The organism is Paracidovorax oryzae ATCC 19882 (genome assembly GCF_000687165.1).
Classification (GTDB): Bacteria; Pseudomonadota; Gammaproteobacteria; order Burkholderiales; family Burkholderiaceae_C; genus Paracidovorax; species Paracidovorax oryzae.
Genome location: NZ_JMKU01000019.1, coordinates 1 through 25,462, shown reverse-complemented (window position 1 = coordinate 25,462; position 25,462 = coordinate 1). Strand labels below are relative to the sequence as shown.

Genomic DNA, 25,462 nt, shown 5'->3' with positions numbered 1-25,462 from the left:
TGGCCGGACCTGGGCGCGTCTTTCACGCCAGCCGCAGGTCCTTCGGTTTCGCTCCCGGGAACACCCGGGCCAGCGCGTTCCCGTTCAGCCCGTACATGCGCCCGAAGATCCCGCCCAGCACGCCGCGGTAGTCGTTGAGCACCGGATAGTCGCGGTTCTGGAACAGCGTGGTCGCGGTGAGCGCCTGCTGCTCGCCCGCGATGCGTCCGCCGGCGATGCCGCCGCCCAGCACCCACATCACGCTGCCGTGGCCGTGGTCCGTGCCGCGGTTGCCGTTCTCGCGGAAGGTGCGGCCGAACTCGCTCACCACGACCACCGTGGTGCGGCCCCAGGCCGGGCCCATCTCGTCGGCGAAGGCGGCCAGGCCCCGGCCCAGCTCCTCGAAGCGGTTGGCCAGCGCGCCCGTGGCGTTGCCCTGGCCCACGTGCGTATCCCAGCCGCCCACGTCCACGAAGCCCAGGTTGTAGCGCGACTGCATGAGGCGCGCCATGCGCCGCGCCGTGCCCTCGAAGCCCTTGGTGCTGAGCGCGTTGCGGCTGGCGGCATCCATCTCGCCCTGCATGGTGCGCGCCACCTCGTCGCGCGTCTGGAAACCCTCGGCCACGGGCGCGGCCAGCGGCGTGCCCTGGTACATGGAGGCGATCAGCCCTGCCTGCCGTTCGTCGATGCCGGGCTTGGACAAGCCGGCCGCGGCCAGGGCCGTGTTGGGCACGTCGTAGCCGCCGCGCAGCACCAGCGGCAGCGTGTCGGTGAAGGCCATGGGCGAGAGATGGTCGTGCCAGCGCGGCTGCGCTCCGAGCTCCGTCGCCAGCCGGTTCAGGAAGCCCGAGCGGTAGTCGCGCCGCGCGCCCACGGGCTGGCCCAGCTCGATGCTGTCCTGCGTGTCGAAGTGGCTGCGCGTGAGATCGTCGGTGCCCGAGAACGGCACGAAGGCGACCTGCTTTTTCGCGTAGAGCGACTGCAGCGAACCGGCCAGCGCCGGGTGCAGGCCCCAATCGGCGGTGAGCTGCAGGGCGCCGCCCTCGGCGCCGGGACGGGCGATGGCAATGTTCGGGCGGCTCTCGTAGTAGAAGTCGCTGGAGGTGGGCACCAGCAGGCTCGCGCAGTCATAGCCGCCGCGCAGGAAGACGAGCAGGAAGCGCGCGTCCGTGGCGCCCTGCGGCGTGGCCGCCAGGCTGGCCTGCAGCACGCCCGGTGCGGCCAGCGCGGCGAGCGCCTGCAGGCAGCGCCGGCGCGTGGGTGCGATCCCGGCAAGGCCCGGCACGGCATCGGCCGCATCGCGGGGCAGGGAAGAATCTCGGGGGGAAGCGGGTTGCGTCATGGCAGGCCTTTCCTGGGTCATCGGGCCGCTGTGGGCGGTTGCATTCGCAACGCCCGGGGCGGCCGTCAGGCGTACATGAATTCGGGGGCGGACAGCAAGAAAGTGTTCCATTCCGTGGGCGAGCCGGCACGCGCCAGCGCCACGCGCGTGGCCGGTGCCAGCTGCGGCTCCATGGCCCGGAAGGCGGCGTTCTGCGCGATCGCGGGGGGCTGCACCTTCGGCGGCGGTGCCCCTTCCGGGCGGTAGAGCGCGCCGGTGCCGGCCCCGCCCAGCGCCCGCGCGATCTCGAAGCGCACGGCCATCTGGCCGGAACTGGTCCAGGCAGCGGCGTCCAGCGGATAGCCGTCCGGCGTGACGCGGCCGTAGAGCGGCTCGGCCAGGCGCTGCAGCCACGAGAGCGCCGGATCGGGGTTGGCCAGCACGCGGTCGGAGTAGCCCAGGCGCAGGCCGGCCATCACGTACTGCACGGGGTCGCGCAGCCGGGTGCCGAGCGAGGACTGGAACGCCTCGCTCATGAACAGCGTCTGCAGCACCGCGCCGATGTGGCCGTCGGTCTGCTGGAAGCGCTCGGCCATCGCCTGCAGCAGCGCGGGCGGCGGTGTGTCGCCCACCAGGTAGGCGGCCATCTTGCGGGTCACGAAGCGCGCGGTGGCCGGTGCGCGGGCGAGCCGGTCCAGCGCCTCGTCCAGCTCGGCCATGCCCTGGCCCTGCAGCGGCTGGCCGAGCAGCTCCTTCGGATCCCAGTCATGGCGCTGCGGATGGAACTCGTACAGGCCGCGGCGCACGTACTGGCGCGCCCATTCGGGCTTGAGCTTCGGCGGCGGCTCGTCCAGCGGGCGCAGCGACACGCCATGGCCGGTGAGCACGCGTGCCATCTCCTGCACGTCGTGCTGGCTGTAGCCGCCGTCCACGCCCAGCGTGTGCAGCTCCATCAGCTCGCGTGCATAGTTCTCGTTGATGCGGCGCGCGGCGTTCTGCGCGTTGTCCAGGTAGCGCAGCATGGCCGGATGCCGCACCGTGGCGCCCAGCAGGTCGCGGAAGCGCCCCAGTGCATGCGGGCGGATGGCGCGGTCTTCGTAGTCGCCCACCATGGCGCGGATGTCCGCCTTGCCGGCAAACACGTTGAAATGGTTCATCCAGAACCAGGTCATCTTCTCCTGCAGCTGCGCCGGGGAGTACACGGCCCGCAGCACGAAGCGCCGCTCGGCCTCGCGCTGCAGCGCCCGCATGTCGCGCTGGTAGGTGTCCTGGGCGGCCTTGCGGGCGTCTTCGGTGGATTCGTTCTTGATCGCCTGCTGGCGGGCCTGCATGTCGATGGCCAGTGTTTCCATCGGCGTGCGGGTGATGGCCATGGCGTCGATCTGCGCCTGCGCCTCGGGCGGCAGCGGGGCGTTCGGCGCCGGGCGCAGCAGTGCCGCCACCGTGGCCGCGGGGCCGACGCGCTGCAGGCCCTCCAGCGCCGCGGCATTGGCGCCCCAGGTGAGCCGGTCCAGCAGGCGCGCGCCCTCCGCGGGGGAGCGGGGCGCATCGCGGTCGCTTTCGGCGGCGAAGGCACCGGGCGGCGCGGCCAGCGTGAGCCCGGCGGCACCGCACAGCCCCACGGCGGCGGTGGCGAGCCATTGGCGGCGCCCGATGGTGGGGAGCCCGGGTTCCGGATCTTCGGGGCCGCGCAGGGACGCGGCACGGGCAGCAGCGGCGTTCACGAAGGACAGCATGGTGTTGGAGGAAGAGTGGCTGTGGCGCGCATGGTGCGCCGCCGCGCAGGGGCCCGCAAGGGGGCTGGCGAGGTTTTACCCGGCGGACACAGATGTATCGCCGCGTGCCCTGCATCTCATCAGGAGAAAAGCGTGAAATCCATTTTCTGCAATGGATTGTTTGCTATTTTTTAGATAGCAAGCGGCCGGCGGCCGCGCCGGCGCCGTCAGCGCTCGGGTCCGACCGGTCCGGTGCCCAGGATCAGGTCCTTGAGCCGCTGCGTGGCGCGCGCGTCGTCGATGCGGCCCTGCAGGTGCTGCATGACGATGTCGTTGATGTGCTGCTGCACCGAGCGCGGGGACAGCGCCGAGAAAGAGGCGAGCACGGTGCGCCGCATGTTGGCGCTGCGCAGGTCCCGGATGGCCTGGCGGCCGCACGCGTCCGCGCCGGTGTCGGGCACGTCCACGCGCGCGGGCGCCGCGCCGCTGGCGATGCCCATCTCGCGCTGGAAGTCCGGGTCCATCGCCATGCGCATGAAGGCCCGCTGCGCGGCCGGGTCCACCTGCGCGCCGCGCACGAAGCCGATCTGGTCGCCGATATAGAGCACCATGCCCTGCGTGTCCGGGAAGCGCGGGCACAGGTAGTCCTGCCCGGCCTCCATCCCGCGCTGGCGCAGTTCGCCGTTGAGCCAGCTGCCCTGCATCTGCAGCAGCGCCTTGCCCTGTTCGACCAGGCCGCTGGCGCTGCTCCAGTCGCGGGAGGCCGCGTTCGCGCGCAGGTAGGGCCGCAGTTGCGCCATGCGCGCGAAGATGCGCATCACCACGGCCTCGTCGTAGGCGCGCCGGTCGTGCTCCAGGAAGAACCGGCGGTAGAACTCCGCGCCGCCCGCGCCGGCCGCCACGGACTCGAACCAGAACGAGTATTCCCACGCATCGGCGCCGATCCCCACCGGCACGATGCCCGCTTCCTGCGCGCGGGCGAGCAGCGCCAGCAGTTCGTCCCAGGTATCGGGCACGGTACCGCCCAGGCGGTCGAGCAGCGGCTTGTTGAACCACAGCAGGTTGGTGGAATGCACGAACAGCGGCGCGGCGATCCAGTGGCCGCGAAAGCGCGCCCATTCCTGCAGTGCGTGCGGCACGACCTCTTCCCAGTCCTGCTCGCGCGCGATGGCGTCCAGAGGCAGCAGCAGGCCCTTGGCAGCCAGCGGCGGCGCACCTTCGCCTGCCGTCATCACCGCGGCGGGGCGCGGCAGGCGGTGCTGGAAACGCTGGGTGAACACCGACAGCGCGCTGTTGCCGTTGCCGCAGACCGGCTCCTCGATCGTCCAGTGCAGGCCGTGCCGCGCCAGATGCCGCGCCAGCACTTCGCTGCGCTGGTGCTCGCCGGGCGAGGCCCAGCAGTGCCAGATATGGAGTGCCGATGGCTCGGCTGCCCGCGGTGCGGGCCGGCCCGGTTCACGTGCCTTGATGGGCGGTGCGCCCGTGGCCGCGGCGGTCCAGGCCGCCAGCAGCAACCCGGCCATCCACCCGGTGGCCCGGGCCGTCCTGCGGCGGGAGCGGGAAAAGGCGGCTGAGCCGCGGGCCGTGGCGGAGTGCATGGACAAAAGCGCGTCGGGGTTGGAAGGGTGGCGCGGATTCTAGTGCCCGGTCCACCGGTCCATGCCCCGGGGCGCCGGCGCTGGCCGTGTCCCGCGCCCGGTCAGGACATCGCCAGCCGGTGCGTGGACGCCGCGCTGCCGGCGAGACCCGGCACCCGGAAGACCGACACCGATTGGTCCAGGCGCCGGGCCTGGTCGCGCAGGCTGGCCGCCGCCGCCGCGCCTTCCTCCACCAGCGCTGCATTCTGCTGCGTGGCCTGGTCCATCTGCGCCACGGCCTGGCCCACCTGCTGAACGCCGTCGCTCTGCTCGGCGCTTGCCACGCTGATCTCGCCCACGATCTCGCTCACGCGGCGGATCTCCGTCACGATCTCGGACATGGTGGTACCCGCCTGGGAGACCAGGCTGGCCCCCCGGTCCACTTTCTCCACGCTGCCCAGGATCAGCGCCCGGATCTCCTTGGCCGCCTGCGCGCTGCGCTGCGCCAGCGTGCGGACCTCGGCGGCGACCACGGCGAATCCGCGCCCTTGCTCGCCCGCGCGCGCCGCCTCCACGGCCGCGTTCAGCGCCAGGATGTTGGTCTGGAAGGCGATGCTGTCGATCACTCCGGTGATGTCCGTGATCTGGCGGGAACTGGCGCTGATCTCCTGCATGGTGTCCACCACCTGCTCGACGATCTGGCCGCCGCGGTTCGCCACGTCGGTGGCGCCGGTCGCCAGCTGGCTCGCGGCGCGGGCGTTGTCCGCGTTGTGGCGGACCGTCGCGCTCAGCTCCTCCATCGCCGATGCCGTCTCCTGCAGGGCGCTGGCCTGCAGCTCCGTGCGCCGGCTCAGGTCCGCGTTGCCGGAGGCGATCTCGCCGGATCCCGTGGTGATCGAATCCGAGGCGAGCCGCACGTCGGTCACGATGTGCGCCAGCGTCGAATGCATGCTCGCCAGCGAGGCCAGCACGCTCCCGGGCACGACCGCGCCCTGGCGCTGCATGGGGGAAAGGTCGCCGCTGGCCACCTGCTCGGCGATCTGCCGCAGCTCCGCGGGCTCTCCGCCCAGTGCGCCGGTCAGCCGGCGCGTGATGACGAGGCCCGCCACGGTGGCGATGACGAATGCCAGCACGGTGGCGGCGATCATCGCGGCCCGTTCCGTCCCGAGCCGCTCCTCGGCGTCGTCGGCCAGTTCGTGGGCCTTGCTCCGGGACAGCTGTGCGTACTCGGAGGTGACCGCCGCGAACTGGTCGAGCAGCGGCCGGCATTCGCGGTTCAGCTTGGTGATGGCGGCTTCGCGCTCGCCGCGCGCCGCCAGGTCGATGATCCCGAGCGCGATGGGCGCATAGCTCTGCTCGATCCGGTCCATCTGCGCTACCAGCGCGCGCGCCTTGTCGGAGGTGTCCGTGGCCTGCGCCATCAGCTGCTTGAGTTCCGCCATCGATTTCTGGACCTGGGCATGGGCCTGCTCGCCGCGCGACTTCTCGGTCTGCACGTCGGCGGGCGTGGTCGCCAGGACGATGTTGCGCGCGGCGATGGCGCGCTCGTCGATGGCGGTGCGCAACTGGGCCGTGATCGCAGTGCGCGCCCCGATGCCGTGCACATAGCCCTGGAAGCGCGTGGTCGCATCGCCCAGCGCCGTGAGGCCGAACAGCGACATGAAGAGGATCAGCACCCCCATCGTGCCGAAAGCCACCGTCAGCTGCGTGCGCACTTTTGCATCTTTGTTCATAAGGTTCTCCCGAAAAAATGATTCCATCAGAAAACGATGGTCCCGCATTTCAGTAGAAGCCCCGAATTCCGCAAAAGATCGCGACGGCGAATTGGCAAAAATACCACACCCACAAAGTGGTTATTGAGAATCAGTGGCGTTGGGCCGGCTCGGCGCCCGCCTGGGGCGATGCCTCCTCGAAGCGGTCCACCCGCCGCAGCGGCTTGAACATCCAGGCCCAGGCCCCCACCACCCCGAGAGTGCACAGCCCGCCCACCACGGCGGCGGGCACGGTGCCCAGCCAGGCCGCGCTGGTGCCGGCGCGGAATTCCCCCAGCTCGTTGGAGGAGCCGATGAACAGCATGTTCACCGCGCTCACCCGGCCGCGCATGGCGTCAGGCGTGGAGAACTGCACCAGCGAGCCGCGGATGTACACGCTCACCATGTCCGCCGCGCCCGCGACCACCAGCGCCGCGAACGACAGCCAGAACACGGTCGAGAACGCGAACACCAGGTTGGCCACGCCGAAGATGACCACCGCGATGAACATCGTCGCGCCCACCCGGCGGTTGAACGGCCGCAGGCTCAGGTAGAAGCCCATGCCCACCTCGCCCATGGCCATGGCGCTGCGCAGTGCGCCCAGGCCTTCCGGTCCCACGTGCAGCACCTCGTGCGCGTAGATGGGCAGCAGCGCGATCACGCCGCCCAGCAGCACGGCGAACAGGTCCAGCGAGATCGTGCCCAGGATGATGGGCCGCGACCGGATGAAGCGGATACCTTCGCCGAAGCGCTCGCGCATCGTGCCCAGCACCGGCCCTGGCGGGGCCGCATGCGCCACCGGCACCCGCAGCATCAGCGCGGCCCCCACGGCGAACGCCACCAGGCACACGGCATAGGTCAGCTCGCCGCCGCCGGCCGCGTACAGCAGGCCGCCCAGGAACGGGCCGGCGATGGCCGCCGTGCGCATCAGCATGGAATTGGCAGCGATGGCCGAGGCCAGCCGCTCCCGCGGCACCACCTGCGGCAGCAGGCTCTGCAGCGCAGGGGCCGAGAACGCGCGCGAGGCGCCGAACAGCACCAGCACCGCATAGATACCCGCCACCCCCGCCGCGCCATGCCCGGCGAGCCACCACAGCGCGGCGCTGCATACGGCCCCCACGGCCCAGCTGGCGCACAGGATGCGCTTGCGCTGCACGCGATCGATCAGGTCGCCCGCGGGCAGCAGCAGCGCCAGCATGGGCAGGAACTGCGCCAGCCCCACGCAGGCCAGCGCCATGGGTTCGCGGGTCAGGTCGTACACCTGCCAGGCCACCACCACCGCCTGCACCTGCGTGGCGAACATGGCGGCCACCCGCGCCACGATGAACGCGAGAAAACCGGGATGCTGGTAGATGCTGGAGGCGCGTGGCGCCAGGGCGGAAGGGGCCGGGGAGGGCGGGGAGGGCGGGGGCGACGGAGGAACAGGCACGCCCCGCATGCTACCCCTTCGCGCCCGCCGCCGTCCGGAATCCGCCGCCGGGCCTCGCCGTGTTCTGCCTGGATACACTCCCCGCCGCGGCCGCGTTGCCGCACCGATCCCGCCACAGGCTCCGCACCATGCACTCCCTCCCGATCGCTGCCGTCCTCCCGGGCTCCCGTGGCCTCGCCGCGGCACTGCTGCTCCTCGCCGCCTGCATGCTGCCGCCAGCGGCACACGCGAAGGAAGAGGCCTGGGGCCGGCGCGTGGTCGCCACCCAGGAAATGCCGCCCGATGCGCTGGCCCGGCTGGCACGGTTCCAGGAAAAGAAAGGCGTGGTCGCCGCTGCGGGATTGCCGCCCGGCGGCATGCCGTTTGCCGACACGCAGTCCTATACCGGGCAGGAGATCGACCTGCCCGCCAGCGGCAACCCCTACACCGTGGTGCTGCGCATCTCGGGCGTCGCGCTGGCCGACGGCGAGGCCGGGTCGCGCTGGATGGCGGGCTGGTCCATCGACAACGGCGCACGCCTGAACGTTGTCCCGGAGATCGTGGCCAAGGGCCTGCGCGCGGGCCAGCCGGTGGAAATGGCCGGCGCCGCGCCGCCCGTGAGCTTCAAGACCGACCGCAAGCTCGCACCCGTGGCGGAATTCGCCGCGGCCCGCAATCTGCGCATCGACCGGGTGCGCATCGAGGTCTGGTCCGGCATGCGGCCCTCTTCGCTGCTGGAAACCTTCATGGCCTGGATCCCGCTGTTCTTCGGCCTCACGTTCCTGGCGCTGTTCCTCTGGTGGCGCAGGCGGTGATGCGCTCCCGCCGGCCCGCGGATCACAGGTCCAGTGGCTGGCCCGGCTTCCACGCGTCGGCGCGCCGCGTTGCCTCCGCCGCATCCTGCGTGCCCAGGGTGCCTGCCAGCCGCATCTGGGCGGCCCGCGCGCCCAGGGCGCTGTGGCCCGCCGGCAGCAGCACGTCGTCCCGGCCCGATGCCGCATGGGCGCGGGCCGCGAGTTCCATCAGCATGCAGGCGGTGATCGGCCGCTGCACCACGGTGTCGCCGCCGCGTGCATACAGCGTGCCCAGGCTGTAGAGCCCGGCGGCATCGCCCTGGCGCGCTGCGCGCAGGTACCAGTTCTCCGCGGCCGACAGCTGGCGCGGCTCGCCGTCCCCGCCGCGCTCGTACATCGCCCCCAGCCGCACCGCCGCGAGCGCGGAGCCACTGTCCGCCGCCTGCACCAGCCAGCGCACCGCCTCCGGGCGGTCTTTCGGAATGCCGTGCGCCTCGGACAGCATGGTGCCCAGCAGCACCATGGCCCGGGCGTTGCCCCCTTGCGCCATGGCACGTACCGCGGGCAGCTCTGCCGCGCCCTGGCCGCGCAGCCAGGCTCCGTGGATCGCGTCGATGCGCGCGTCCGTGTCCTGCGCCTGCCCCGCCTGCGCGATGTGCGCGGCGCGGGCATCCGCCTCCAGCCGCGCCGCCCGTTCGGCGGCCCGCGCCCGGTCGTGGACCGACTTCCAGGCGAGCAGGCCGGCGAGCACGGCCACGCCGCCGGCCAGCACCAGCCAGGTCCAGGGCCAGTCGCGCGCGCCGCGGGATGGGCGCGACGGCATGCCGGCCGCACGGGGCACGCCGGAACCGACCGAAGGGGCGGCTGCCGCAGCGGCCGGTGACGAAGCGCGTGAAGGTGCGGATGACGGTGCGGGCGTGGCGGCCACTGCGCGAGGGCCTGCAACACCCGCCGCTGACCCGGGCGTGGATCCGGGAGCGAGGGCCGCCGCGGGGGGCATGGCCTCCTGCGCGCCATCGATCGGCACCAGCGACCATTCCTCTATCGCCGGCAGTGTTCCGGTGCGCTCCGCGGGCGTGCGGCGGTGGTCTGCGGGCGAGGAGGGGCCTGGTGCCATGTGTGCGTCCTTTGCGGGTGGCGTTGCCGCGGCGGTGCTGCTGCAGCGGCCGTGCGCGGTGGAATGGCCGCGATTGTCTCTCCTGCGGAGCCGCCTGCGCGGTCATCGCCCGGGTTGCCGTGGGCCAGCCGCCCGGCGTCAAGTCCGGTGGGTGCCCAGCCGCCGGGCCGCCAGCGCCGCCGGAATCTCCGCCTCCGCCCAGGTGCCGGGTGCCAGTCCGTCGAGCGCGAAGGGGCCGATCGCCGCGCGCACCAGCCGCAGCGTGGGATGCCCCACCGCCGCCGTCATGCGCCGCACCTGCCGGTTGCGGCCTTCGCGGATCACCAGCTCGATCCAGGTGTCCGGAATGTGCTGCCGCACGCGGATCGGCGGCTCGCGTTCGCCCACGGGCGGCGGCGCATCCAGGCGCCGGGCGCGCGCCGGCAGCGTCGGGCCGTCGTTCAGCTGCACCCCGCGCTCCAGCGCCTGCAGGGCCGCCGCATCCGGCACGCCCTCCACCTGCACCCAGTAGGTCTTCTCCATCTTGAAGCGCGGGTCGGCGATGCGCGCCTGCAGCCCGCCGTCGTCGGTCAGCAGCAGCAGCCCCTCGCTGTCCGCATCCAGCCGGCCGGCCACGTACACGCCCGGCAGGTCGATGAAATCCTTCAGCCCGCGCCAGCGGCCCTCGGGCGTGAACTGGCTCAGCACGCCGTAGGGCTTGTGGAAGCGCAGCAGGCGCGGCGGCCCGGCCCGTTCCGCCGGTTCGCGCCTTGCCCCCGGCCGCGGGCTGCCGGGCCCGGGCCGGCCGCCGCCAGGCCGCATCGGCGGCGGGGTGCCATGTCCTCGGCGCGTCATGCCGGCAGGAACAACGCTGGATCCACCATGGTCCGGTTGAGCATCACGCCCCAGTGGAGGTGCGGCCCGGTCACGCGGCCCGTGGCGCCCACCTTGCAGAACGTCTGCCCGGTGGCGAGCGTGTCACCCACCTGCACGTCGATCGCACTCAGGTGGCAGTACATCGTCAGCAGGCCGCCGCCATGGTCGAGCCAGACAGTGCCGCCGTTGAAGAAATAGTCCCCCGTGTCGATCACCTTGCCCGGCAGCGGCGCCACCACCGGCGTGCCGGTGGCCGCCGCGATGTCCATGCCGCTGTGCGGATTGCGCGCCTGCCCGTTGAACACGCGCCGCAACCCGAACGAACTGGACCGCCGCCCGGGTACCGGCTGGTGCATCGCCAGGTCCGCGGCGCGCGGCAGCGGCGTGGAGAAGGTGGCCATCACCTGCTGCTGGTGCGTCCGTTCGCGCTCATAGCGCGCGTTGTCCTCGGCGGACAGGTCCACCGTGCGCGGCGCCACCGTCAGCCGCTGCTCCTTGTAGCGCTTGGGCTCCACGCGGTAGGTGATGTCACGCGGGGCCTCGCCGCCGGACTGCACCCGCACCGACGCCGTGCCCGTGGGCGCCGACAGCGCGATGCCCACGATGGCCGTCCACTCGATGGCATCGCCTAGCACCAGCAGCGGCACCTCGCCCGCATGCGCCTGGGGCCGCTGCGCCGCCGGGCCCAGCGACAGGCGCGCCACGCCGCCCGGCACCTGCAGCGCCCGGGGCCAGACGCCTTCCGTCGCACGGCCCGCGACCGGTCCGGCCTGCACCGCACCCGCCCGCACGGCGGCTGCCAGCGCGGCGCCGGCAACCAGCGCCGCGCGGCGCGAGGGCATCCATGGACCGGCGATAGCGCCGGAAGGCCCGGCGGTGTCCGGGGAGGGCAGGGAAGGGCAGGCGAAGCGGAATGATGGCGAAGGCATGGTCTGCAGGAGGTCAGTCGATGGCGCGCGCGGCGCCCGTCCGGGTAGGCCCGCCAGTGTAGGCGGCAGGAGGCGCCGGACTACAGGGCAGGCCCGCGGCGGCTTCGACAATCCCCTGCCATGCAGACATCCGGCCGCACGCTGCACACAGCGCTGATCACCTTCATCGCGACCGCCGCTGCGGCGCTCCTGGCGCTCAATTTCACCGCGGGCGAACCGCAGGTCCGCCAGCAGCTGCCGCGCCTCTACGGCACCTCCAGCCCCCAGTTCGAGCGGGCCATGGGCAACCTGCTGGGGCCCTCCATCGTGGACGGCAACGACGTGATGGACCTGCAGAACGGCGACCGCATCTTCCCGCCCATGCTCGCCGCCATCCGTGCCGCACGCCGCTCCATCACCTTCGAGACCTACATCTACTGGTCCGGCGACATCGGCAAGCAGTTCGCCGACGCCCTGAGCGAGCGCGCCCGCGCGGGCGTCAAGGTGCACGTGCTGCTCGACTGGGTGGGCAGCGCCAAGATGGAGGACAGCTACCTCGACGAGATGCGCGCCGCCGGCGTGGAGATCGAGAAATTCCACAAGCCCCACTGGTACAACCTCGCGCGGCTCAACAACCGCACGCACCGCAAGCTGCTCGTGGCGGACGGCGTGGTGGGTTTCACCGGCGGCGTGGGCATCGCGCCCCAGTGGACCGGCAATGGGCTGGACCCGGACCACTGGCGCGACTCCCACTACCTCGTGCGCGGCCCGGCCGTGGCGCACCTGCAGGCCACCTTCCTCGACAACTGGCTCAAGGTCACCGGCCGCGTGCTGCACGGCGATGCCTACTTCCCGAAGCTCGCGCCCGCCGGCACGCAGCGCGCGCAGATGTTCTCCAGCTCGCCATCGAGCGGCAGCGAGAGCATGCAGCTCATGTACCACATGGCCGTCACCGCGGCCGAGCGCAGCATCGACCTTTCCGCGGCGTATTTCGTGCCCGACGAACTCACCCGCACCCTGCTGCTGGATGCACTGCGCCGCGGCGTGCGCGTGCGCATCGTCACCCCGGGCGAGCACACCGATACCGAAACCGTCAAGGCCGCCTCGCGCGGTACCTGGGGCCCGCTGCTGGAGGCGGGCGCGGAGATCTACACCTACGGCCCCACCATGTACCACTGCAAGGTCATGATCGTGGACCAGCGCCTCGTATCGGTCGGCTCCACCAACTTCGACAACCGCTCCTTCCGCCTCAACGACGAGGCCAACCTCAACGTCTATGACGAGGCCTTCGCCCGCCGCCAGACCGAAGTCTTCGAGCAGGACATCCGCCAGTCCCGCCGGGTCACGCACCAGGAATGGCTGAACCGGCCCCTGCGGGAGCGGATCGCCGAGCGCTTCAGCGGCCTGCTCGGGTCGCAACTCTGAATCAGCCAGGAATCTCCGGCTCCACCAGCTGCGCCAGCAACTGCAGCGACTCCTGCCACCCCAGATAGCAGGCCTCGACGGGAATCATGGCGGGAATGCCTTCCTGCACCACCTGTAACTCCGTACCCACGGACACGGCGCGGAACTCGACCGTGGTGCGCATCTCGCCAGGCAGTCCCGTCGCATCGAAGCGGTCGGTGTGCACGATGCGCTCGCCCGGCACCAGCTCCAGGTACTCGCCGCCGAATGCATGCACCTGCCCGTTGCCCCAGTGCGTGAACTGCATGCGGTAGCGTCCGCCCACGCGGGCATCCATCTCCAGCACCCGGCCGGTGAAGCCGTGCGGCGGCAGCCATTTCACCATCGCGTCCGGCTCCAGGAAGGCGCGGTAGATCCGCTCGGCCGGCGCGCGCAGCACACGGTGCAGGGTCACGGTGCCGGTACCGGCAGGGCTATCGGGGGTGGAAGCAGGCATGCGTCTCTCCTTGCGCAGGGGGAAAGCCGCCAACTTAGCTGCCCGCCGATGCTCCTTCAAGCGGGGCTTCCCGGGGATGGGGGGCTCGCGCCGCGGGCGGGGCCGAGGCGATGAACCCGGCCACATCGTCCAGCACCGGCGCCACCCAGCGCAGCGGCCACGCGAAAGCGCCCACCAGCGTCGTGTGGCTGGCGCGCGGATAGAGCTGAAGCACCACGGGCACGCCGGCCGACTGCAGCGCCTGCGCCAGCTGCAGCGTGCTGCGCTGGGGGCTCACCAGCCGGTCCTTCTCCGGCGCGCCCAGGAAGGCCCGCGGCACCTGCGCGGGCACGGCCGGGTGGGCGAACTCGATGGGCTGCGCACGTGCCGGGTAGTTGGGGTGGAAGAACACCGGCTGCGCCTCCGGGTTGTCCGTGGGAAAGAAGTCGTACGGCCCCGCCAGCCCGATCCAGCCGGCCAGCTCGCGCGGCGCATGCCCCGTGGCCGCCAGCCAGCGCGGGTCCAGCGCCACCATCGCCGCGTTGTACCCGCCCGCGCTGTGCCCCATCGCGAACACCCGGCGCGGATCGCCGCCGAGCTGCGCTGCATGCTCCAGCCCATAGGCCACCGCCAGCGCGCTGTCGGCGATGAAATCCGGATACCGCACCTCCGGGTACAGCCGGTAGTCCGCCACCAGCGCAAGCACCCCGCGCGACGCCAGTGCCTGGCCCAGGAACAGGTAGTCGCCCCGTTCCCCGCTGTTCCAGGTGCCGCCGTAGAAGAACACCACGACTGGCCAGCCGCCGGCCGGGGCGGCCACCGAGGGGCGGTACACATCCAGCCGCTGGCGGGGAAGGGGGCCGTAGGCCACGCCGGTGTCCACCGCGGCGGCGCTGCGCGGCGTGAGTGCGTTCAAGGTGCCTACGCCAGAGCAGGCACTCAGACCAGCGGCCAGGGCCAGGAGGCCGGCCAGGCGGGCGGCGCGTTTCCAACATGTTGCAGAGGGTGTGAATACAGGAGCCACGTGAGTTTTCCATGCAAGGACTTCACTGTTATGTACGGTTTTTGATGGATTTTGGATCTTTGAGAGAAAAAATTTGTTTCATCCCCTTGACGAAGGTTGTTGGAATGGCGCTATTTGTTTAAAAATTTTGCATTTGATGTTAATTTATAAATTAAATTTATCGAGTGAATTTATTTTCATCTTGCTTCTGCGTGTGATGAACGGGGTAAAAGGTGGGGAATAATATTTGCGGAAGACGTGCAGTTCTCTTGCACACTCACTGCAAATGAAATTCATCAACGAAATAAATGAACCCATAGTCGTGGCGGTTGCCAGGGATAGATATTTGTCTCCCATTCACCCATTTGCCGACGGAGTGCATCTGCCTTCCGTTCCCGCTCCTCGATATGGACAGGATATTACCTATGGCTGTCGAGCGTCGGCGCCGCAGCGGCAGAGTGTGGGGGACACGGTGGATGTGCTGAAACCCAAGATGGAAAAATTGCTGGGAATTTTTGCCAGGGCAGATACGACCGGGGTGGCGCGAACGCTATTCTCCGAGTTTCTTAGAGAAAATCGGAAGGGCGTTGAGTATTTTGAAGATCCACGTTTGACTGGGTTGGTCTCCAGTCATGCCAACATGGAGTATTTTTGCAGTGCAGCGCTGTCCGCTCCCAATTCCCCCCATAAAACTCCTGGCAGGATTCGTATTCATCAGGCACTCAAGAATGCTGACTGGAACATCAGGAACTTGCAGGTGCCGATGGACTTGGGGGTACCTGCATTCAATGCCGGCAGCCAATTTTTCGCAACCCAGGACTATGGCAACGGCCTCGGTCTGATGATCAACGGCGTCCAGCATGTCTATGTGATAGCCACTGCCTACGGGTATGATCGTGAGAGAAGTCGGTACCAAATTACACTAAAGTTTGTCTTGTACGACGTTTTTGGCCTGGATGATGATGACTTGAGAGAGTATGGCGCTCAATCCGATGGTGGTTTTTCTTTCGCTCAAAGTGTCGGTATCACGGCGTGGTGGCAACTCCAGCACCAATTCGCCTGCCCTCCGTTGGTCACCCGGGTGGTATTGACCAGAAGCTACGAAGTGCCTGCAGTATGAAAGAAATGATGCAACGACATTCTTGCGACCGGTGGGGCGCACTTGGTTTGGCTTCCATCATGCTTGGCTTGGCGATCGTGCCGTTTTTCTATCTCGGTATCGGTGCGTGGCAGGAGTTGTCGATCATCGCGAGTGCCACTGTTTTCCTGGCCGCCTTGGTTTGCCTTGGTTTCATTTGCCTGCGACTGCTGCCCCGTCGAAATCCCACCTGGGCCGGAGCGACCCGTCTGTGGTGGCTCGAGGCAGCCGCGTGGGTCATATTGTTTTATCTGGGAGCCATGCTGACAGGAATGCGCCTGCAGACCGGGTTTGCGCGGTTGGGAAGCTTCGCTCTGGTGTGGCTGGTGGCTAGCACAGCGATGTTTCCGCTGGTGGCTTGTTTCTTCCGTGGGTCGGTTTTGATGCAGCGTGCCTCCGCTTGGCGTTTTTCCGCGCTCGCAACCGCAGTCTGGCTGCTCCTGGCCTCCAATATCGCCACGGCATTCATTTTCATGCCACAGAAGTTCGTCTGACAAAGCCATCGGCCGGGGCGCGCGGCCTCGCCTCGGGAACACAGGGAGGGAAGGGTAGCTGCCCGAGCCGCTTCGTCAGGATGAAGCCGTGGGCACCACCCGCACCCCATAAGCCGCGTCGCCCTTCGCCCACTCCACCAGCCGGTCGATGTTGGGATGCTTGCCGGGATGCGCCTGCGCATCCGCTGTGTGCTCCGCATACCACTCCAGTCCCAGCGTGGCGGCTGCAGGCGTGATGCGGCCGCCGTACAACTGGCCCAGCGCGTGGTACACGGCCAGCGAGCCGGCCTGGCCGGGCTTGTTCTCCAGCGTGGCGACAGTCCCGCCGTCGGGCCCCAGCAGATGCAGGGCGGAAAGGTGGGCCACGGAGGGGAGTTGCTTCAGGCGCTCGGAGAAATTCATGCTGAGAAAAATGGAGGAAGAAAAACGACCGCCGGATCGTACCTCCGCCCTGAAAGATGCGTGCCCGACCTCAGCGCAACGCCAACCCCGCCGTCCTGATGGCCTGCGCATAACGCGGCTGCTCCGCCCGCAGGCTCTGCGCGAGGTCGCCGGGCGATCCGCCGGCCACCTGGAAGCCCTGGGATTCCAGTTGCGCGCGCACGTCCGCCGCCTGCAGCACGGTAGCGATGTCGCGGTTGATCTTCTCCACGATGGCGGGCGGGGTGCCGGCCGGCGCGAAGTAGCCCTGCCAGCTTTCCACCGAGAACCCGGGCGGCCCGCCGGCTTCGGCCACGGTGGGCACCGCGGGCAGGGCCGGGGACCGGTAGCTGGTGGTCACGGCCAGGGGCCTCAGCTTGCCGGCGCGCACGTGGTCGGTCACGGCGGCCAGGGTGATCAGGGTCGCGTCCGTGTGGCCGGCCAGCACGTCCACCGTGGCCGGGCCGCCGCCGGGGTAGGGGATGTAGTTCACCCGGGCGCCGGTTTGCTGCGACAGGATTTCGTGCGCCACGTGGGCGATGCCGCCGTTGCCCGGCAGCCCGAGGCTGATGCTTTCGGGCCTGGCCCGGGCCCGCGCCACGTAGTCGGCCAGGCTGGTGATGCCGGTGCCCGGATGCACCACCAGGATCTGCGGATTCACCACCGCCTTGATGATGGGCGTGAAGCTCTTGTCCGTGTCGTAGGGCAGCCCCCGGAACAGGATGCCGTTGAGCGTGAGCCCTTCGCCCTGCTGCAGCAGCGTGTAGCCGTCCGGTGCTGCCTTGGCCACCCGGGCCGCGCCGATGGTGCCGCTGGCACCGGCCACGTTCTCCACGATCACGCTCTGGCCCCAGAGTGCGCCGAGCCGGTCGGCCAGCGTTCGTGTGAGCTTGTCCGCGCTGCCGCCGGGCGCCACCGGAACGATGATGCGCACGGGCTTCGATGGGAACCCGGCTGCCGCGTCCGATGCCGCGTGCGAACGGGAGGCGTGCAGGGCGGTGGCGGCCAGGGCGGCCAGCGCGAGGGCTGCCGTGGCAGCGGTGAACACGGTTTTGCGGGAGGGGAGCATGTGCGGACCTGGGGACGAATGGCAAGGGAAACGAAACGGCCCGGACGGGCCGGGAGCCTGCGTTCAGCCTAGGCCTGCATCCCCCGCGGGGGAACGAAGATTCGCGACTATGGATATGACGCCAGCGTGCCTGCCCGGCGGGCCGTGCGGGCCGCATATCGATAGCCGGTTTCCTTCGTTGGCGAACGGTGCACCGGGTGCCTAACGTATGGGTCGCTCTTGCCAAAGGCCCCCCATGACCCAGACATCCCTCTCCCTCGACTTCTCCGGCAGCGACATCGCCAGCCGCCGCGCTGCCGCCGTGGCGGCCTTCATCGCCACCGCGCGCCGCCTGGTGCCCGACCCCGAAGCCGCCACGCCCGACCAGCTGCGCGCCGTGGCCGCGGCCCTGGAGCAGCTCGGCCTGCAGCGCGAACTGTTCCCCGCCGCGCATTTCCCGGTGTCGGAGGACAACCCCGCCCAGGTGTACCGCCTCAGCGAAGAGCCGGGCGGGCGCCATGCGCTCTACATCTCGGCCGGCCTGCCGGGCAAGGCCCAGCCGCCGCATGACCACACCACCTGGGCCATCATCGCCGGCATCTCGGGCAACGAACGCAACGTGTTCTACGAACGCAGCACCACGGCCGATCCGGCGCGCGACGCGCTCGCGGCCGGGAAGACCGTGGACGTGGTCCCGGGCATCTCGGTGCAGCTCTCGCCCACCGACGTGCACACCATCGAACTCGTGGGCGACGAGCCCGGCCTGCACCTGCACTTCTACGGCCGCGCGCTGGACCGCATGCCCGGCCGCGTGGTGTTCGAGACGCGCGAGGGCGGCACCTACCGCACTTTCGGCCCCCCGAAGTCCATACGCCATGCGCTCATCACGCCGCAGGCGCTCAAGGCCGCGCTGCACGACGGCGAAGAGATCGCCGTGCTCGACGTGCGAGAGACCGGCGTGTTCGCGCACCGCCACATCCTGTTCGCGGCCTCCGCGCCGGCGTGGCGGCTGGAGCTGCTGATCGACCGGCTGGTGCCGCGCCGCGGCACGCGCACCGTGCTGGTGGACGGCGACGGGACGCTGGCCCACGAGGCCGCCGCCAAGCTGGTGCGCCTGGGCTGGCGCAACGTCTCCGTGCTGGCGGGCGGCACCGATGGCTGGGCCGCCGCGGGCTACGAGGTCTTCAGCGGCACCAACGTGCCCGGCAAGGCCTTCGGCGAAGTCATCGAGCATGAGAAACACACGCCCTGGATCGATGCGGGCGAGCTGCACGAGCGCATCGCGCGCGGCGACGACATCGTGGTGGTGGACAGCCGCACGCCCGAGGAATTCGCGGCCTTCAGCCTGCCCTTTGCGCACAGCGTGCCGGGCGCGGAACTGGTCTATCGCATCGGCGAGCTGGCGCCCGACCCCGGGACCTTCGTGGTGGTGAACTGTGCGGGCCGCACGCGCAGCATCGTCGGTGCGCAGACGCTGATCGACGCCGGCATCCCCAACCGCGTGGCCTCGCTGCGCAACGGCACGATGGACTGGCTGCTCACCGGCCGCACGCTCGCCCACGGCCGCAGCACGCCGCTGCCCGAGCCCTCGCCGGCGACTCTGGCGGCCGCCCGCGAGCGCGCGGCCGCCGTGGCGCAGCGCGCCGGAGTGCAGCGCATCGATGCCACCGGCCTGGCACGCCTGGAGGCCCAGGCCCACGAGCGCACGCCCTACCGCTTCGACGTGCGCACGCGCGAGGAATACGAGGCCGGCCACCTGGAGGGCTGGCGCTGGGCCCCCGGCGGCCAGCTGGTGCAGGCCACCGATGAATACGCCGGCACGCGCGGTGCCCGCATCGTGCTTGCCGACTGGGACGGCGTGCGTGCGCTCACCACCGGGGCCTGGCTCGCGCAGCTGGGCGGCCACGAGGTATTCGTGTTCGCCCCGCCGCCCCTGGCCACGCTGGAAACCGGCCCCGAGCCGGTGCGCGTGCTCGCGTCGCACACCCCCGGGCCGCTGGTCTCGCCGCAGCAGGCCCGGGCGCTGCTGGAGCAGGGCCATGCCGCCGTCTTCGACGTGGACCGGCGCACCGCCTTCGAGCGCCAGCACATCGCCGGCGCGCGCTTCGCCGTGCCCGACCGCCTCGCGGCCTTCGTGGCCGACCTGCCCGCCGGCCAGGCCGTGCTGCTCACCTCGCCCGACGGCCTGCTGCCCCGCACCGTGGCGCCCGAGCTGGCCGCCCGCACCGGGCGCGACGTGCGCGCCATCGCCGGCGGCACCGCGGCCTGGGCCGCGGCCGGCCTGCCGGTGGAAACGGGCGATGCCGGCGTGCTCACCGGCGATGACGACCACTGGTACAGCCCGTACGCGCACCGCGACCTGTCATTGCGGGACGCGGGCTTCCGCGAGTATCTGGACTGGGAACTGGGCCTGGTGGCGCAGCTGGAGCGGGAAGGGCAGACGGGCATCCGCCTGGTGGCTGCGGCCGCATAGCCCGCGCCCGCGGGGGCGCGGCCCGCCACCGGGCGGTCACCGCGTGGTCACCGCCGCATCATGGCCCGGTCTGCTGCAGGAACCACCGCCTCGCCTGTGCCACCGCCTCCGGGTGGCGCTGCTTGCGCGGGCACACGAGGTAATAGCCTGCATCGGTGCGGAGCTTCTCCGCGCAGGCCTGCACCAGCCGGCCCGCGGCCAGGTCCTGTGCCACGAAATGCTCCTGCACCAGGGCCAGGCCCTGGCCCATCAGCGCCGCATCGATCGCCAGCGTCGTCTGGTTGAAACGGATCGCCTGCGCCGTGTCCGCGGGCAGGACGCCGGCGGGTGCGCACCGATCGAAAAATTCCTCCCAGGACGACTGCCCGTCGTGCAGCAGCGTGGTGCGGCCCGCGCCCGCCCACCGTGCCTGCGCCTGCGGGTTTCCCACGGCCACGAGGCACTCCTCGAACAGCAGGTCGGCCTGCAGTCCGGGGCCGAAGGGCGGCCGGCCGTACCGCACGGCCAGGTCGATCGCCTCCGTCTGGAAGTGCGAAATCCGCTCGGTCGCCAGCACGCGCAGCTCCGTCGCCGGATGGGCCTGCGTATAGGCCCCCAGCCGGGGCATGAGCCACTTGGTGGCGAAGGTCGGCGTCACGCTTACCGTCAGGTGCCCGGGCTCGGGCCGCAGGCCCCGCGTGGCCTCAGCGATCAGGTCGAACGCGCGGCGCACGCCGACCACGTAGCGCTGCCCGTTGGCCGTCAGCGCCAGCGTGCGGGGATGCCGCTCGAACAGCTTCATGCCCAGCTCCGCCTCCAGCGCGCGGATCTGCTGCGCCACCGCGCCCTGCGTCACGCCCAGCTCCTGCCCGGCCAGCCGGAAGTTCAGATGGCGGCTCGCGACCTCGAAGGCACGCAGGGCATTGAGCGAGGGCATGCGGCCCAGGGGAGTGGTCATGGGTGTAGATTTTCTACTGAATCGGAACAGCTGGGCTGCCGCAATCTCCCGACCTGAAAGCACCGCACGATTCCACAATCGGTGGGCGCCCACTGGCGTGCGCAAGGATGGCCATGATGACGAAGGAGATGATGATGGCAGTAGAAAAAAAAGTGGCACTGGTCACCGCGGGCGGATCCGGCATCGGGGCGGCTGCGGCACGCCGGCTGGCGGCGGACGGCTTCCACATCGGCATCCTCTCGTCGTCCGGCAAGGGCGAGGCGTTGGCCGAGGAACTCGGCGGCGTGGGCGTGACCGGATCGAACCAGTCGCTGGAAGACCTCGGCATCCTGGTGGAGCGCGCGGAGCAGCGGTGGGGCCGCATCGACGTGCTGGTCAACAGCGCCGGCCATGGCCCCCGGGCCCCGCTGCTGGAACTCTCCGACGAGCACTGGCTGCAGGGCATGGACACCTACCTGCTGAACGTGGTGCGGCCCACGCGGCTCGTGGTGCCGCGCATGCAGCGGCAGGGCCGGGGCGGAGCGATCATCAACATCTCATCGGCCTGGGCGCTGGAGCCCAGCGCGCTGTTCCCGGCCTCGTCCGTCATGCGCGCGGGCCTCGCCGCGTTCACACGCATCTTCGTGGACAGCTTTTCGCGCGACAACATCCGCATGAACAACGTCCTGCCGGGCTGGATCGACAGCCTGCCCGAGTGGGAAGAGCGCCGCGCGTCGGTCCCGCTGGGGCGGTACGGCCGGGTGGGGGAGGTGGCGGCGACGGTGGCGTTCCTGGCGTCGGAGGGGGCGGGCTACATCACGGGGCAGAGTCTGCGGGTGGATGGAGGGGTGGTGCGGGCGGGGTGAGGTTTGGTGGAGGGCGGTTGGTCGGTAGCCAACTAATTTAGGCAGCGGTAGTCGGCTTAAGGCTGGTTGCTGACTTCGAGATTTCAGCGCCGAGTGACCGCCGATCGCGAAACCAGCCATTCACGTTTGCCAAGCGCGTCGGTCCGCTGTACACCCAGAACCGGTCAACCATCGACATCTCGTCGCCAAATTTCGCGACTGGCTGCTTGTGCAGCCGATGAGTTGGCGCTCTGCGCCCGTTGCGGTCTTAGGCTGGTCTCGATTCGGCGCTGCCAAGCTGCCCTTCAACGTTGAAGCTGAACCTCGACGGCTTTAACCTTAGCCGTGGTGATCGTGTCCATAGTCTTGTATTGACGCCTTCGTCTCAGGTTCAGCTACGAGCCGAGCAATTCATTGATCCCGGGGCGCTCCAGAAATCGGCCCATGTCGTCCGGGCCGCGGAACGGGGCCAGATCCACAGGCCCGAAGAAGGGGTCTTTCACGCGTAGGCAGGCATACAGCGGATGCTGGTTGTTGGCGCCTATGGACTGAAAGACCTTGCCTGCAGAGGCTGTCACTTGCACTTTGGCGTCGGGTGTCGCCAGCGAAGCGATCGGCACAGGCACCTCTGACTTTGCCGACAATTCCACCTTGGCCGCCTTGTCTTCTGAGATCAAGACGGTGGTCCTAGCTGCCGTGTGCACGGCCTCGACAATCAGCCAGTCCTTCTTCCAGCGCTTGTGTTTATACAGGCCCAGCACCGCCGCCGTCACTTCCGGCCGGTTGCTCAGGCGGTGCACGTGCAGCCCGCTGGCGAGGAATAGGAATGCCCCGTTGCCGGTGAACTGGACGGACATGCGCAATTCGCTTACCGCCGTCGCCGATGCACCGGCGCTTGTACGCAGCTGCACCCCGTTGCGCGAGGTGAACTGCACGTCGGACGCGCTGTCCGCAACGTCCACCTTGCATATGATGTGGAAGTCGCTGAGCCGGGCTTCACGCCGGAATCGGCCCTCTTCAAATACACCCACATCCCCCACTTCGATCGGGTCGCCGGGCAACCAAGTGGCAAAGAACCCGAAGTTCTCATACATCTCGGTTTGGTAGGTTTTTACAGGGCTGCCCATAGGGCCTCCTTCAGATCAAAGGTAGTGAAACTCAACCGCGCTGCGCACGCACGTCGAGCAGGTGAACCAGGCGTACATCTGGCCTTCTCAATAGCTGCGCCGAGACGTTGCGTGCGGCCATAAAATCCAGCAGCTTGTCCTGCCGCTCGTCTCGCTCTTCTACCGTGACAGCCGAATCGGCTTCCACCACGCCGGTAGCCTCGAATACCGCGGCATCACCGGCGTCGATCGCCTGACGCAGAACGCCCAGGTTTCGATCTGGCCAGGTTGGCTCATGACTGGCCCGGTATCCCACTAAGGCATGACTCGCCGTGCCTACGGTCAAGACTACGATCAGCGGATTGAGGGCAGCCGCTTCCAGCAGCGCCGCAAACATGCAAGCCATATCCAGGCAGGTCGCAGCGCTGCTCTGGTAAATCAGCGCCGGTGTCCGGATCTTCTGCATCCCCGACGGCGTTCCATCCCGTGCCTCTATTTCGTACACGAAACGGTGACGTTTGAACTGATCGTAAAGCGCCCGGCAGACCCGGAAGTCACGGTCACGGCCGGTAGCCTTCAAGAAGGCATCGCGGTCAACCTTGCGTGCACGGTTCACCTCGTCCTGAACAAGCCCGTCCGATGTCAGGACATGCTGAATCAGGCCTGAGCCGTCGGTCATCTGCCATAGATGCTGCTCTTTGGCGGTCCACTGCGTGGTGCCAACTTGGCGGGCGGCTACGGCCGCCGAGCCTTTGTCACGCGCCATTTCCACTGGCTGCACCATGCCGCCCTTGAAACTATCAATTTGCTGCTGAACCGCCACCAGCAGGTCGGCCTCGTTCTTCCAGGAGATGGCTCCATGTAGGGTGGGCTCGGTGGCCTTTGCATTCGGGTCATATTGCATGCGCAATGACGGAATGCAATGCGCATGGGCCATTGCCAATGCGAGGTGCGCCTGCACCGAATTACGCCCCAACAGGAACACGCACAAGGCTGAAGACCACATGCGTTCCAGTACCCGGACGTTGTCCATGGCGGGTTGTTTGCGGCCCAGGTCAATCCGCTTCACGCTGTAGCCAGCACGGTTGAGCAACTCTTCCACTTCCCCAGCCGCATGTCGCATAGCCGGCTGGTCATCAAGCAACAGCGCAGCCTCGCTGCCGCGCCGCAGGCCGTGCAGTGGCGGCCGAGCATCCTGGGCGTCCCGCATGAAGCGACGGATGGCCTCCACATGCAGCTTGTTATCCTGTTCAGGCGCTGCTCCATCAAAGGGTACGGCATCACTTGGAAACCGAGTGATGTGACGTTCCAGCACTACGCGATCCACGAATAACAGCCTAGGGACGCGGGCTCGCCTCGCCAAGTCGAGCTCCTCGGCAATGTAAGGCGAGAAACCCGCAGCTTCTGCTTGACTGGCGCGGCGTGGAATGACCGAAATGAAGCCCGCCGTCTCGAACATGTAGCGTTCGAGCTTGGGCACACACCACACATTGCTCTTTTGGTCGGCACGCAGCGCAACCTCATCCCTCACCAATTGATCAAGGAAGTAGGTGTTGATGGCGACGTCTCGATAGCTGTGGCTGAAGTAGTAGTGCATTAACAGGCGCTGGCTCCGCGACCGTATTGTGATCGGTTCGCGGGCCACCGCCGGTGGCTCGGTGCTGTGGCTGTAGTGCAAGAAGCGGATTCGTTGCCGCACCTGATCCAACAGACGTGGTGCCTGCAGCGGCGGAAGCGCTACCGTCGGGACCGGCCTGGCTGGCCGCGGAGAAGCCCCCGACGGTGTGATGGACGAAAGCGTCAGCCCAAATCCAATGGCGATGGCATATCCCATGGTCGGGGCACGCGGCGCGCCTTGACCTCCACCGAACTGCTGGTTTTCCCGGGCGGAGCGCCAGGGTTGATGATCGCGCCTGAAGTTGCGACAACTAAAATGACTGCCCACTTGGAGGAGACTTTGATGCCGACTAGGAAGCGCTTGTTCGTCAGCTTTGACTTCGACAACGACGAGATCCTCAAGACATTTCTGATCGGGCAGTCGAAGCACGCTGACACGCCGTTCGACGTGGCGGATGCGTCGATCAAGGAGCACCTGACGGGCGACTGGCAGGACAAGGTTAGGGGAAGGATCAGTCGGGCCGACGTGGTCTGCGTGCTGTGCGGCACCAGGACTCACACCGCCAACGGTGTCTCGATCGAGTATGCGATTGCTAAGCAGCTAGGCAAGCCGCTATTCCTGCTAAAAGGATACAGGGATGTGGACTGCACACGCCCAAAGAGTGCAGAGAACGAGAAGATGTACAACTGGACTTGGGAGAACCTTAAGACCTTGATCCATGGTGGACGGTGATGCCTCAGGTCGATCTTGATGTTCTGTGGAACGAAATTCCGGGGCGGTCTCAAACCTGAAGTGCAACACCTCGATTGAGAGGGAGTTTCTGTTTCAGTGAATGGTAGCGTCCTGCCGCTGCGCAATGGCCTGCATGAACTGCTGGAACGCTTGATAGGGAGAGCGCCATCCCAAGGTCTCGCGAGGGCGGTTGTTCATGAGGTCAGCAATCGAATCGAGCGCAGCCTGATCGTGAACGCCCAGGTCGGTACCCTTGGGCAGGAACTGGCGCAGCAACCCGTTGGTGTTCTCGCAGCTGCCGCGCTGCCATGGGCTGTGCGGATCGCAGAAGTACACGCGCACGCCCGTGGCTTGGGCGAGTTCGC

At 68.9% G+C, this 25,462-nt stretch carries 23 protein-coding genes; 7 read left to right on the top strand and 16 right to left on the bottom strand.

Going from position 1 to position 25,462, the window contains the following annotated elements:
* Positions 1-22: 22 nt before the first annotated feature.
* From T336_RS0115400 to T336_RS0115380, 5 genes are all read right to left on the bottom strand, one after another.
* Positions 23-1,321 (bottom strand): DUF1501 domain-containing protein, encoded by a 1,299-nt coding sequence (locus T336_RS0115400; RefSeq protein ID WP_026433223.1) that lies wholly within the window; start codon positions 1,319-1,321, stop codon positions 23-25.
* 65 nt (positions 1,322-1,386) lie between these two features.
* Positions 1,387-3,036: a DUF1800 domain-containing protein gene (locus T336_RS0115395; protein WP_026433222.1), complete on the bottom strand. Its 1,650-nt coding sequence runs from the start codon at positions 3,034-3,036 to the stop codon at positions 1,387-1,389.
* 206 nt (positions 3,037-3,242) lie between these two features.
* A complete protein-coding gene (locus T336_RS0115390) occupies positions 3,243-4,613 on the bottom strand; it encodes an ABC transporter substrate-binding protein (protein WP_026433221.1) in 1,371 nt (456 codons plus the stop codon).
* Positions 4,614-4,714: 101 nt separating this feature from the next.
* Positions 4,715-6,325 (bottom strand): methyl-accepting chemotaxis protein, encoded by a 1,611-nt coding sequence (locus tag T336_RS0115385; RefSeq protein ID WP_026433220.1) that lies wholly within the window; start codon positions 6,323-6,325, stop codon positions 4,715-4,717.
* 130 nt (positions 6,326-6,455) lie between these two features.
* Positions 6,456-7,781: an MFS transporter gene (locus T336_RS0115380; RefSeq protein WP_051647238.1), complete on the bottom strand. Its 1,326-nt coding sequence runs from the start codon at positions 7,779-7,781 to the stop codon at positions 6,456-6,458.
* A 119-nt stretch (positions 7,782-7,900) separates the two neighbouring features.
* Between T336_RS0115380 and T336_RS0115375 the strand changes: the two genes are divergently transcribed.
* Positions 7,901-8,566, top strand: a complete 666-nt coding sequence (locus T336_RS0115375) for a hypothetical protein (RefSeq protein WP_026433218.1) — start codon at positions 7,901-7,903, stop codon at positions 8,564-8,566.
* Positions 8,567-8,588: 22 nt separating this feature from the next.
* On the opposite strand, the gene T336_RS25235 is transcribed toward T336_RS0115375, so the two are convergent.
* From T336_RS25235 to T336_RS0115360, 3 genes are all read right to left on the bottom strand, one after another.
* Positions 8,589-9,662, bottom strand: a complete 1,074-nt coding sequence (locus T336_RS25235; RefSeq protein WP_156957872.1) for a tetratricopeptide repeat protein — start codon at positions 9,660-9,662, stop codon at positions 8,589-8,591.
* Positions 9,663-9,800: 138 nt separating this feature from the next.
* Positions 9,801-10,463 (bottom strand): pseudouridine synthase, encoded by a 663-nt coding sequence (locus T336_RS0115365; protein WP_404821591.1) that lies wholly within the window; start codon positions 10,461-10,463, stop codon positions 9,801-9,803.
* 29 nt (positions 10,464-10,492) lie between these two features.
* Complete coding sequence (locus T336_RS0115360) at positions 10,493-11,359, bottom strand: M23 family metallopeptidase (RefSeq protein ID WP_026433216.1); 867 nt, start codon at positions 11,357-11,359, stop codon at positions 10,493-10,495.
* Between the two features lie 207 nt (positions 11,360-11,566).
* Here T336_RS0115360 and T336_RS0115355 point away from each other — a divergent pair, with 207 nt between their 5' ends.
* The gene (locus tag T336_RS0115355; RefSeq protein ID WP_026433215.1) at positions 11,567-12,850 is read left to right on the top strand and encodes a phospholipase D-like domain-containing protein; all 1,284 of its coding nucleotides are present in this window, start codon (positions 11,567-11,569) and stop codon (positions 12,848-12,850) included.
* 1 nt (position 12,851) lies between these two features.
* Here the strand turns inward: T336_RS0115355 and T336_RS0115350 are convergent, their stop codons facing one another.
* Both T336_RS0115350 and T336_RS0115345 read right to left on the bottom strand, forming a co-directional pair.
* Complete coding sequence (locus T336_RS0115350; RefSeq protein WP_026433214.1) at positions 12,852-13,325, bottom strand: SRPBCC family protein; 474 nt, start codon at positions 13,323-13,325, stop codon at positions 12,852-12,854.
* Between the two features lie 34 nt (positions 13,326-13,359).
* Positions 13,360-14,328 carry an alpha/beta hydrolase gene (locus T336_RS0115345; RefSeq protein WP_026433213.1) on the bottom strand — a complete coding sequence of 323 codons (969 nt, stop codon included), beginning with the start codon at positions 14,326-14,328 and terminating at the stop codon, positions 13,360-13,362.
* A 265-nt stretch (positions 14,329-14,593) separates the two neighbouring features.
* Here T336_RS0115345 and T336_RS27400 point away from each other — a divergent pair, with 265 nt between their 5' ends.
* Together T336_RS27400 and T336_RS0115340 are read left to right on the top strand one after the other, a co-directional pair.
* The gene (locus T336_RS27400) at positions 14,594-15,427 is read left to right on the top strand and encodes a hypothetical protein (RefSeq protein WP_244883965.1); all 834 of its coding nucleotides are present in this window, start codon (positions 14,594-14,596) and stop codon (positions 15,425-15,427) included.
* The gene (locus tag T336_RS0115340; protein ID WP_244883964.1) at positions 15,424-15,939 is read left to right on the top strand and encodes a hypothetical protein; all 516 of its coding nucleotides are present in this window, start codon (positions 15,424-15,426) and stop codon (positions 15,937-15,939) included. Before T336_RS27400 ends, T336_RS0115340 begins: the two co-directional genes overlap by 4 nt.
* Before the next feature lie 75 nt (positions 15,940-16,014).
* Here the strand turns inward: T336_RS0115340 and T336_RS0115335 are convergent, their stop codons facing one another.
* Positions 16,015-16,341, bottom strand: a complete 327-nt coding sequence (locus tag T336_RS0115335; protein WP_026433211.1) for a DUF2322 family protein — start codon at positions 16,339-16,341, stop codon at positions 16,015-16,017.
* 70 nt (positions 16,342-16,411) lie between these two features.
* The gene (locus tag T336_RS0115330) at positions 16,412-17,428 is read right to left on the bottom strand and encodes a tripartite tricarboxylate transporter substrate binding protein (protein ID WP_026433210.1); all 1,017 of its coding nucleotides are present in this window, start codon (positions 17,426-17,428) and stop codon (positions 16,412-16,414) included.
* A gap of 235 nt (positions 17,429-17,663) precedes the next feature.
* Here T336_RS0115330 and T336_RS0115325 point away from each other — a divergent pair, with 235 nt between their 5' ends.
* On the top strand, positions 17,664-19,880 hold the full coding sequence (locus T336_RS0115325) for a rhodanese-like domain-containing protein (protein WP_026433209.1): 2,217 nt from the start codon (positions 17,664-17,666) through the stop codon (positions 19,878-19,880).
* Between the two features lie 58 nt (positions 19,881-19,938).
* Here T336_RS0115325 and T336_RS0115320 read toward each other — a convergent pair whose 3' ends face one another.
* Positions 19,939-20,817 (bottom strand): LysR substrate-binding domain-containing protein, encoded by an 879-nt coding sequence (locus tag T336_RS0115320; protein WP_026433208.1) that lies wholly within the window; start codon positions 20,815-20,817, stop codon positions 19,939-19,941.
* Positions 20,818-20,951: 134 nt separating this feature from the next.
* Between T336_RS0115320 and T336_RS0115315 the strand changes: the two genes are divergently transcribed.
* A complete protein-coding gene (locus tag T336_RS0115315) occupies positions 20,952-21,662 on the top strand; it encodes an SDR family oxidoreductase (RefSeq protein ID WP_026433207.1) in 711 nt (236 codons plus the stop codon).
* A 374-nt stretch (positions 21,663-22,036) separates the two neighbouring features.
* On the opposite strand, the gene T336_RS0115310 is transcribed toward T336_RS0115315, so the two are convergent.
* Positions 22,037-22,768 carry a hypothetical protein gene (locus tag T336_RS0115310; RefSeq protein WP_026433206.1) on the bottom strand — a complete coding sequence of 244 codons (732 nt, stop codon included), beginning with the start codon at positions 22,766-22,768 and terminating at the stop codon, positions 22,037-22,039.
* 31 nt (positions 22,769-22,799) lie between these two features.
* On the bottom strand, positions 22,800-24,344 hold the full coding sequence (locus tag T336_RS0115305; protein WP_209435972.1) for a hypothetical protein: 1,545 nt from the start codon (positions 24,342-24,344) through the stop codon (positions 22,800-22,802).
* A 258-nt stretch (positions 24,345-24,602) separates the two neighbouring features.
* On the opposite strand from T336_RS0115305, the gene T336_RS0115300 reads away from it, so the two are divergent.
* Entirely contained in the window at positions 24,603-25,097 is a 495-nt protein-coding gene (locus T336_RS0115300; protein ID WP_244883963.1) for a TIR domain-containing protein, read from the top strand.
* Between the two features lie 93 nt (positions 25,098-25,190).
* Here T336_RS0115300 and T336_RS0115295 read toward each other — a convergent pair.
* Positions 25,191-25,462: IS30 family transposase (locus T336_RS0115295; RefSeq protein ID WP_026433203.1), on the bottom strand; the 272-nt coding region annotated here is incomplete at its 5' end.